Below are 9,159 nucleotides of genomic sequence, written 5' to 3'. Positions count from 1 at the left end.
CCGATGACCGTGTCTCGGCTCAGCCGATGATTGGAGTTTTTCTAAAAAAAACTTCGTTCTACCTATGACGACTTTTATTTTTCTTTGCGTTTACTTTGCGAAAAACTTTGCGAACTTTGCGTGAAATAGATCGTGCTTTTCACGCAAAGACCGCTAAGAAAATAAAGCGCAAAGATCACAAAGCATCTCGTCATTAACGCACCAGATGATTGGAGTTTTTCTAAAAAAAAACCCCTCATGATGACGAATAATTTACTTTCTAAGAGATCATCTAACCCCACTGAAAGTAACACAGATTATTATAATTCAGCCCCTGATTTAGATAATTGTAATAATTATTTAGTATTTTAGTAACATTCGTTACCTACAACATACTAGTATAATGAAGACTAAAGAATACATAAGAAGTATTTTAAAAATGTATTGTTTTCATTGTAGCCTCCTCATACTATTATTAACTTCAACTATTTGCATAGCACAAATAAAGCTTTCCGATTTTAATAATTATAAACATTATACCAAAGAAAAAGATGATCTGGCCTCCTCATACATTACAGATATCAAAGAAGACAAATATGGTTTTATATGGATAGCAAATGCCAATGGTATTGCGAGATATGACGGGAATCATTTCACTAACTTCACAAATTATCACGAGAATTCTCTGAAAAAAAAAATAGGCTATGTAAACAGCATTGATATAGACGAATCAGGTGAAAATATATGGATTGCCGGTGAAAATGGAATATTTTACACTTCTGTTGACACGGTTAAATTCCAAATAATAAACAATTTAATTCCTTCGTTAAACTTTTCACTGAAGAGAACTACTGATCTTCTTCTTGATGACCAAATACTATGGGCAGGCAATTTAAAGGGTGGCCTAATAAAAATAGACTTAAAGGAAAAAAAGCATGAATTAATTTCTTTTGAAAACAACTCTCCTAATAACAAATTCAGAATAAACAGTATAGGGTGCATAGTAAAAGACCCTAATGATAATACAATTTTATGGATGGGTACCGGAGCCGGCTTGATCAGGTTTAACAGCATCTCAAACGAATACCGTGTTTTTGTATATAAAAACAATCCGGAAATGGCTCAAAATAAAATACGTAAGATCGCTGTTTCAAATGAAGAAGTTTTTCTTGGAACATGGAGCAGGGGATTGATTATTTTTAATAAACAGTCTGAACAATTTAGCTCCCCTTTAATTGACAGCTACCCGTTAATCTTAGATATTTACAAAGAAAAAGGCGACAATTTATGGGTTACTTCGAGCGATGGTTTGATACAATATAATACACGAACTAAAACTGTAAAAAAGGTAATTGACAACAATTTGGCTAAAGGTATATTAAGGGGTATTTCATTCATCGATTCAAGAGATATTATCTGGTTGGGCTACAGTAGAGGCCTGTTTAAATTTGCCCCTTTACAGTCGCAAAATACATTTATTGAACTTGAAAAAAAGAGTGATCTGCAATATCCAATGCAAACACGGGAGATCATTCTGTCGAATGGTTTTATTTACGTACTCGGTCATAACAGTTCAGGATTATATAAAATAAATCCTATAGCTTATACATTTGAAGTTATAGATATCCCCTATTTGAAAAATGGAAAAGGTAAAAACATTACTTTACGGGATATGGTGAAAATGAGCGATGGTAATTTCCTTATAATATCCGGTCAGGAGATTACAATATTTAATCCAAAAACAGGGCAATTAAAATTATCACCACTCCAGATAGATCACCCCTACCCTTCATTACAAACTGTTGTCAGAGATAGAAATAACAATTATTGGATTGGATCAAGAGCAGGGGGTCTGTTTCTTCTAAATTTTGAAAATAACTCGATAAAAAATTACATTGAAGAATTTGATGAATATAGAGAAGGAAATCACGAATGGATAGAAAACTTGTATATAGATTCATCTGAAAATCTATGGATACGTACTGCAAATCACTTAAGTGTAATGGATTTAAAAGATTTTTCTATTCAAAATCTAAATCCGGACAAAAATAAATATATATACAAATATTTGGGTGGATTTCAGGAAGACAGTAAAGGAAGAATATGGGTGGTAGGACTTGAGGAAGGAATTGGTTATTTTAAAGCTGACAGTCTCGAAAATGGTATTACAAAAAAGATAAGCGGAAACTATAGATGGCTTTACAAATATAATGACAGCCTTTTGTGGACTACCGGAAAAACACTTGGAATTCTCAATATTAATTCACTAACTCACAGAGAGGTTAACTTCAACTATCTAAACAGGAAACTGTATTTAAGCGGACCGGTAATAAATAACGAAAAGGGAGAGTTTATTATAGGATGCAATAATGGAGTATTTATCTATAACCCTGAAAAACAATTAACAAATAAAGAAATTCCCCTACCCTATATCAGAAAAATTGAAAGTAATGGTAAAACACTTTACGAAGGAAATAGTTTAACAAAAAAAGATTTCATTTTTAATAGCGATACCAGAAATATTGTATTTAAGATTAGCTCTCTTGGCTTTCATTTCTCAGATCAAATTACTTATCAGTACAAGTTCGAAGGTAAATGGCAAAATATAGGTAAGAGTAAAGAGATATATTTAACTAACCTCTCTCATGGAGATTATAAATTAAAAATTAAAGCCTGCAATAATCTGGGAATATGCAACGAAACACCGAAAGAATACAATATTAACATTCCTACTCCCTGGTGGGCAAGCTGGTGGGCTTATATCATTTACTTCGCTATTGCGATTTTATTTGCCGATACTTTTTATCGTTTTCAGCTTTCCAGAAGATTGGCTGTTGCCGAAAGTGAGCGTCTCACAGAGATCAACCTGTTAAAAAATAGTCTGTATACTAATATTACACATGAATTTCGTACACCTCTTACCGTTATACTTGGTATGGCCGATTTATTAAAGTCTAATATCGAAAATAATATCTCTAAGGATGTGCTACACTCACTGGATATGATTAAACGTAATGGAAAACATCTGTTGCAAATGGTAAATGAAATGCTGGATTTATCGAAACTGGAAAGTGGGAATATGAAGTTACAGTTGGTTCAGTCCGATGTTATTCCATTTGTAAAATACATATGCGACAGTTTTCATTCATTAGCGCGCGAGAAACAAATAAATCTCACTGTTTATTCTGAAGTTGATCAGCTAATTATGGATTTTGACACAAATAAATTATCTACTGTAATTTATAATCTTCTTTCAAACGCAATTAAATTCACTCCACAGGAAGGTGAAATAGTTTTCCACCTTAAGAGAATTTTAAAGAATAAAAATGATTTTTTATTCTTTAAGGTAAAAGACAACGGCAGCGGGATTTCTGAAGAAGAAATAGGTCATATATTCGACCGTTTCTATCAGGCAGATAATTCATCATCACACCACGGTGAAGGTACAGGAATAGGTCTGGCATTGACAAAAGAATTTGTAGAATTGATGAACGGATCTATTGAAGTGAAAAGCACATACGGAAAAGGAAGCGAGTTCATTATACAACTACCTATTACCAACGCTGCAGATAAAACAAAAGACATTCAGGCACAACCGTCGGCAAATATTGTTACACCTGCTGACAAAAATGAAATAACTCAACAGAGTTCGGATAATATGCCGGAATTACCACTTGCTTTAATCATTGAAGACAATACTGATGTTGCCCACTATTTAAAAACATGTTTAACAGGGAAGTATAAAACCATACACGCACAGGATGGAGAACTTGGAATTGAAACGGCTTTTGAGAAAGTACCGGACATAATAATCTGTGACCTAATGATGCCTGTAAAGGATGGCTTTGAAGTTTGTTCAACATTGAAGGCAGATGAGCGAACCGATCATATCCCAATTATTATACTTACTGCAAAAGTAACTATGAAAGATAAACTAAAGGGACTCTCATCAGGTGCCGATGCATACCTTACAAAACCTTTTGTAAAAGCAGAATTGTTTACCCGTCTTGACCAGTTGGTTTTATTGCGAAAAAAGATGATTCAAAAAATTGAGAGCGACAGTTTTAGTCAGTTTGTGAAAACACGGGTCGAAAATCCGGAAACAAAATTTGTTCAGAAAGTAATAAAGGTAATTCATGAGGAGATAAGCAATCATTCATTCGGTTCGTGTACACATCTTTCAAAAAAACTGCATTTAAGCGAATCGCAAATCTACCGAAAACTAAAAGCTATAACAGGTAAATCTACTGCAGTATTTATCAGATCGGTACGATTACAGAAGGCTAAGGAATTGATTCTTACAACAGATAAAAACATCTCTGAAATTGCTTATGAAGTCGGTTTTAACGATCCTTCCTGGTTTAGCCGTGCTTTTAAGGAAGAATTTGGCTATGCACCCAGTGCAATCCCAAAGTAGCAGGTTTTACTGACTTTTAGGTAATTATTCTTCTCTGTCATGCAAAAATAGTACAAGCCTTTTTTAGCAATTCATTCTTATTCCTATTATTTGTAAAAATGCTACAAGCCTTTTGACTTGAGTAGTATTAAAATTGCTGCGAAATAATTTTTTGCATCCTTTATAAGCTATACTTTTTGTAACAGTCTGGGTTCGATAGTAGGACTGTCTATTGTAACGTTCTTATATCCAGTATAGAAAACAACATCGCAGGGGTGTGTAAACGAGGTCGTTATGAATATATACATCAATAATATCTTTCATCGAACTCAGTAATAATAACATTATGCAAATATCAAACTCAAATATTGAAGATCAATATAATCAACCTAAGCTTTTTGAAGAGATACTTAAACGTCTTAAAGAGCTAAAAGTTGATCTTAACAATGTATCGAGAAGTGATATTGCCGGTGTAGATGAATTTCATGTCAGGGGAGCTGAAGTATCCTGTGAACTTGCACAGGAAATTTATTTAAACAACGCTAAAGTGCTGGATGTAGGATGTGGACTTGGAGGTTCATGCAGAATGCTGGCAGATGATTTTAACTGTGAAGTAATAGGAATAGATTTAAATCATGAGTATATCAGAACGGCAAAAAAATTATCTGATCTTATTGGTCATTCCGATAAAACAGATTTTATTCAGGCTGATGCACTGGATTTGCCTTTTGATAATGCTTCGTTCGATATAGTCTGGACACAGCATGTACAAATGAATATTAAGGATAAACCCAAATTTTATTCAGAAATAAGGAGAGTGCTAAAAAATGAAGGGGCACTTGTTTATTATGATATATTCAAAAAAAACAGAAAGGAAATTAATTATCCGGTACCATGGGCAGATAATACATCCATCAACTTTTTAGAAACCTTTTCGGCAGTGGATGCCATCCTCGACAATCTGGGCTTTGTAAAATTACAAACTACCGATCAAAGCTCTAAAGCAAAACAATTTCTGCTTGGTTTATTTGAAAAAAAAAAAACGGTCCTCCTAAGCCGGGGCTTGATGTACTGATGGGAGAGTCTGCAAAGAAAAAACTATACAATACCCTAATAAACCTGGAAGAAAATAAAATTGAACTTTTTAGCGGTATCTATAGAAAAAAATATTCTCTGTAAGAAAACTATATTGAACTTAATAATAAAGGTATTATGAAAACATTTAAGCCACAAATCAAACATTTAACGGCTATAATCCTTATGGGATTTTTCATTTTGCTCTTTAACGGCTGTTCAAATGAAGAGAAAAAAACAAGCAAATCATTCTCCGGTGAGGAATTTATTCAGGTGAATGAGCTGTTATATCTATTGGATTTTGAATCGGAAACTGCATTTGTACAAAATGGAGAATCAATACAGGATGCTGTGGACGCAGCCTTGCCGGGAGATGTAATTTATATTGAACCGGGTACTTACCGGGAAGATATAGCAGTTAACAGCTCTAATATCAAATTAATCGGATTAAGCTACACTCCAAACGACCTGTTAATAAATAATGCTAAAGAAAATAATATTGATATTATTAAACTCTATGATAAAAGCAGTATCGAAAATCATCACCAAAATTTCGATAACAAAGAAAAAGAAAATATAATCAGTGACTTTTCAAGAACGGAACTCGGAGGAGGAATTGCCCACTACAGGTTTAAAGTACGTATGGGACCGGGTGAATTCGATGTAGTAGGAATCCATCGTGTTGTTCGTGAGAGCAGACCTTTCCATCCTGTCCCTACTAAAGGCGATGTATTTATGGTTCATGGTGCTCTTACGGGGTTTGCCAATACCTTTCTTGCAAAAGGCCTTGAATCAGTAAACGATATCAATGCAAAAACATCAGCACCGTTTTATCTGGCTTCAAAAAATATCGATGTATGGGGAATTGATTTGGGCTGGACCATGATTCCGGCAGAAACCACAGAGTTTTCCTTTTTTGAGGACTGGGGATTTGAAAAAGATATAGATCATACCTTAAAAGCTTTACGTATTGCACGTACTATTCGTGGAATTACGAAACAAGGGTTTTCGAACCTAAACCTGCTGGGATATAGTTCCGGTGCAACTATTGCTTACGGAGTTGCAAACAGTGAAACCCAACAGGCTAATATGATGAAACGTAACATTAAAGGTCTTATCCCGGTTGATAATGCATTTAAGTTTGAAAACGGTGAAAATTTTGGATGTGTCGAAGCAAATAGTCACTTGGATTCTTTCAACTCAGGGGTATTAGAAAACCGTTGGGGCGAATTTTTTAGTTTGTTGGGTAATTTAGCTCTTACAAATCCTGATTCAGTTTCACCTATTCCCGATTTTGAAGGATTAACAAATAGCCGGGCAACAAGAATTGTTTTTTCCAGTCCTAAAGACCCTGATAAAGGCATCTTCTTTCACTTCTTCGGAGGTAATGTTAATGAGTTTTTATATTCTGATGAGAACAGAATTTTCCGTGATGCAGCAGGCCATTCTCCCTTTATGCCTACTAAAATATTTTATGAATATAACGCATTGAATTGCTCTTCTTCTGATGGTGTTTCCTTTGATGATCATCTGGAATTAATATCAGTACCTATTTTCTATATTGGTGCAGGAGGAGGTAGCGGTGAAGCCGGATATTATACAGCCACATTAACCGCAAGTACCGACGTCACTAATCATTTAGTGAGTTTAGATGATGATCCGTCAAAAGATTTCGGACATGTTGACCTTTGGCTTGGCTATAATGCAGACAAGCTTGTATGGTCGGAGTTAAGCAGTTGGATTGTTGATCACAAATGATAATAAAAACCGTCGGTGTCGCTTAAAGCGAAGCCGACGGTAAGGTATCGCATATTTACTATAACAGATTTAGTCAAATTTTAAAAGAATTTAATTATGAAAAAATTGAAAGTAGTTTTTTACATTTTTGTTCTTGGCACATTTATTACAGCCATTAGTTGCAAACAAAGTTCTTATGCACTTCGGCCAAACGAAGTACCGGAAGTAACCCATGTTAATCTAAATGATTTTCCAAAAGGGAAAGTGCTGCCAATGATTGACGGCTGGGGAGGTTTAACAGTTGATGTTAACAATGCACCAAAAGGAACAAATTTCACCCCTTTACTTGAAGGATTAGAAAACGACCATTGCCAGGTGCCTCATTGGGGCTATGTTGTAGAAGGAGCGGTTAGTATTGAATATGAAGATGGAAACAAAGAAACATTTAAAGAAGGTGAAGCATTTTATATGAAACCCGGACACACAGCATTGGTTTTGGAAGATTTAAAATTGGTCAGCTTTAGTCCCGAAGATGGAATGCATGAACTCTCTGATCATTTAGAGAAAAAAGTAGCCGAAATGAGTAAAAAGTAAAACACAATTAGCCCCCTTCGCCGGCGCAGATTTACAACCTGTACTAAAAAAGAAAAAATAAAGACACGAATTACAAATTCGATATGGCCGAGGCAGCGAAATATAGTTCGCCCGGATGGCAGCGACAGCCTTTGTTTGGGATAGCTTGTGAGAAATATATTTTGGCGGCTGAGCCTAAGCGAAGACCCCGAAATATAATTTTCGAACTGCTATGCCGGACAAAGCTATAGCGGAGAGCCTGTCTGCCAATCCAGGCAGGCCGGAAATAGCGCCAAAAAAGACATGTGAAACTTTAGTCAATTATAAAACAAAAAGATTATGATAACTTTAAAAAAAACACATCTGCTAAATAATTTTTTCAGGATAATGATTTTTATTATCCCTATGCTAATTATTTCAATGACCTTATCCGCTCAGGATACAAATGACTATGAGAAAGCCAGGGCTGAAATTCAACAACATTTTGGAACAATTCCATCAATGTTTGAAGCATATCCCGATCATGCACTCGCGGGAGCCTGGGAAAACTTTAAACAATTAAATAGTCCGGATAGTAAAATCCCTCCAAAATACAGGGAGCTGATACAACTTGGTGTTGCAGCACAAATACCATGTGATTATTGTATTTACTTCCATATTGCTTCTGCTAAAGCATTTGGTGCCACCGATGAAGAAATTCAGGAAGCAGTTGCACATGGTGCACAAACAAGGCACTGGAGTATGATATTAAAGGGCAGTCAGGTTGATTTTGAAGATTTCAAAAAAGAGATGAATGCGATGATAAAATACATGGAGGAAAAATCGAAGGAATAAATTCTAAGAGAGAGAGGATTATAGATTATAAACCATCATCTCGACCGAAACCTTTAGGCAGCGAAGCTAAATGCAGTGAAGTGGAAAATCGTAAGTTCTACGAATTGACTTTGTCGAACTTAGGTTTCTCCACTACGCTAGCGCTTCGGTCGGAATGACGGTTAATTTATCTTCGGCACCGGGTGTCCTAAAATAAAAATACTTATTTATTAACATCCTACTCCTTCCTCTTTATAAATTCGAGGTTCAAAAACCTCGAAGTTCCAAAAAAATACTGCGATCTAAACCGATCATTTTATAATTGAATTGCTATAATATTTTTTTCTTACACTATTAATGTATTAACGCCTATTTATATACCTGATTGCATAGGGTTTGAGTATTATTTTTTGTATATTAGCAAACCTGCAAACTATTGAAATACAAGACGTTAGGGTCTTATTTCTCTATTTTCATCTCTCGCTTTTTTACGCTTAGAAACTATTGCTGAATTTGTAGTGCAAATTTAGGGTAGTTATAAGCAAATTTTCGAATTTAAACATTACTGCGTATGGGAGATGTAACTT

The 9,159-nt window shown here is 34.9% G+C and carries 5 protein-coding genes; all 5 read left to right on the top strand.

The features are described from left to right. The first annotated feature begins 382 nt into the window (after window positions 1–382). The 5 genes from ABFR62_11330 to ABFR62_11310 all read left to right on the top strand — a co-directional run bounded on the left by ABFR62_11330 (window position 383) and on the right by ABFR62_11310 (window position 8,593). Window positions 383–4,396 (top strand): ATP-binding protein, encoded by a 4,014-nt coding sequence (locus ABFR62_11330; GenBank protein MEN8139010.1) that lies wholly within the window; start codon window positions 383–385, stop codon window positions 4,394–4,396. 325 nt (window positions 4,397–4,721) lie between these two features. Further along, entirely contained in the window at window positions 4,722–5,450 is a 729-nt protein-coding gene (locus ABFR62_11325) for a class I SAM-dependent methyltransferase (protein ID MEN8139009.1), read from the top strand. A gap of 137 nt (window positions 5,451–5,587) precedes the next feature. After that, complete coding sequence (locus tag ABFR62_11320; protein ID MEN8139008.1) at window positions 5,588–7,207, top strand: hypothetical protein; 1,620 nt, start codon at window positions 5,588–5,590, stop codon at window positions 7,205–7,207. 96 nt (window positions 7,208–7,303) lie between these two features. After that, on the top strand, window positions 7,304–7,780 hold the full coding sequence (locus ABFR62_11315) for a hypothetical protein (GenBank protein ID MEN8139007.1): 477 nt from the start codon (window positions 7,304–7,306) through the stop codon (window positions 7,778–7,780). Window positions 7,781–8,098: 318 nt separating this feature from the next. Further along, entirely contained in the window at window positions 8,099–8,593 is a 495-nt protein-coding gene (locus ABFR62_11310; protein MEN8139006.1) for a carboxymuconolactone decarboxylase family protein, read from the top strand. Window positions 8,594–9,159: the final 566 nt, after the last annotated feature.

The organism is Bacteroidota bacterium (assembly GCA_039714315.1).
GTDB lineage: Bacteria > Bacteroidota > Bacteroidia > Flavobacteriales > JADGDT01 > JADGDT01.
Note: the sequence above shows the minus strand (reverse complement) of the source record. Positions and strands in the feature narration are given on the sequence as shown.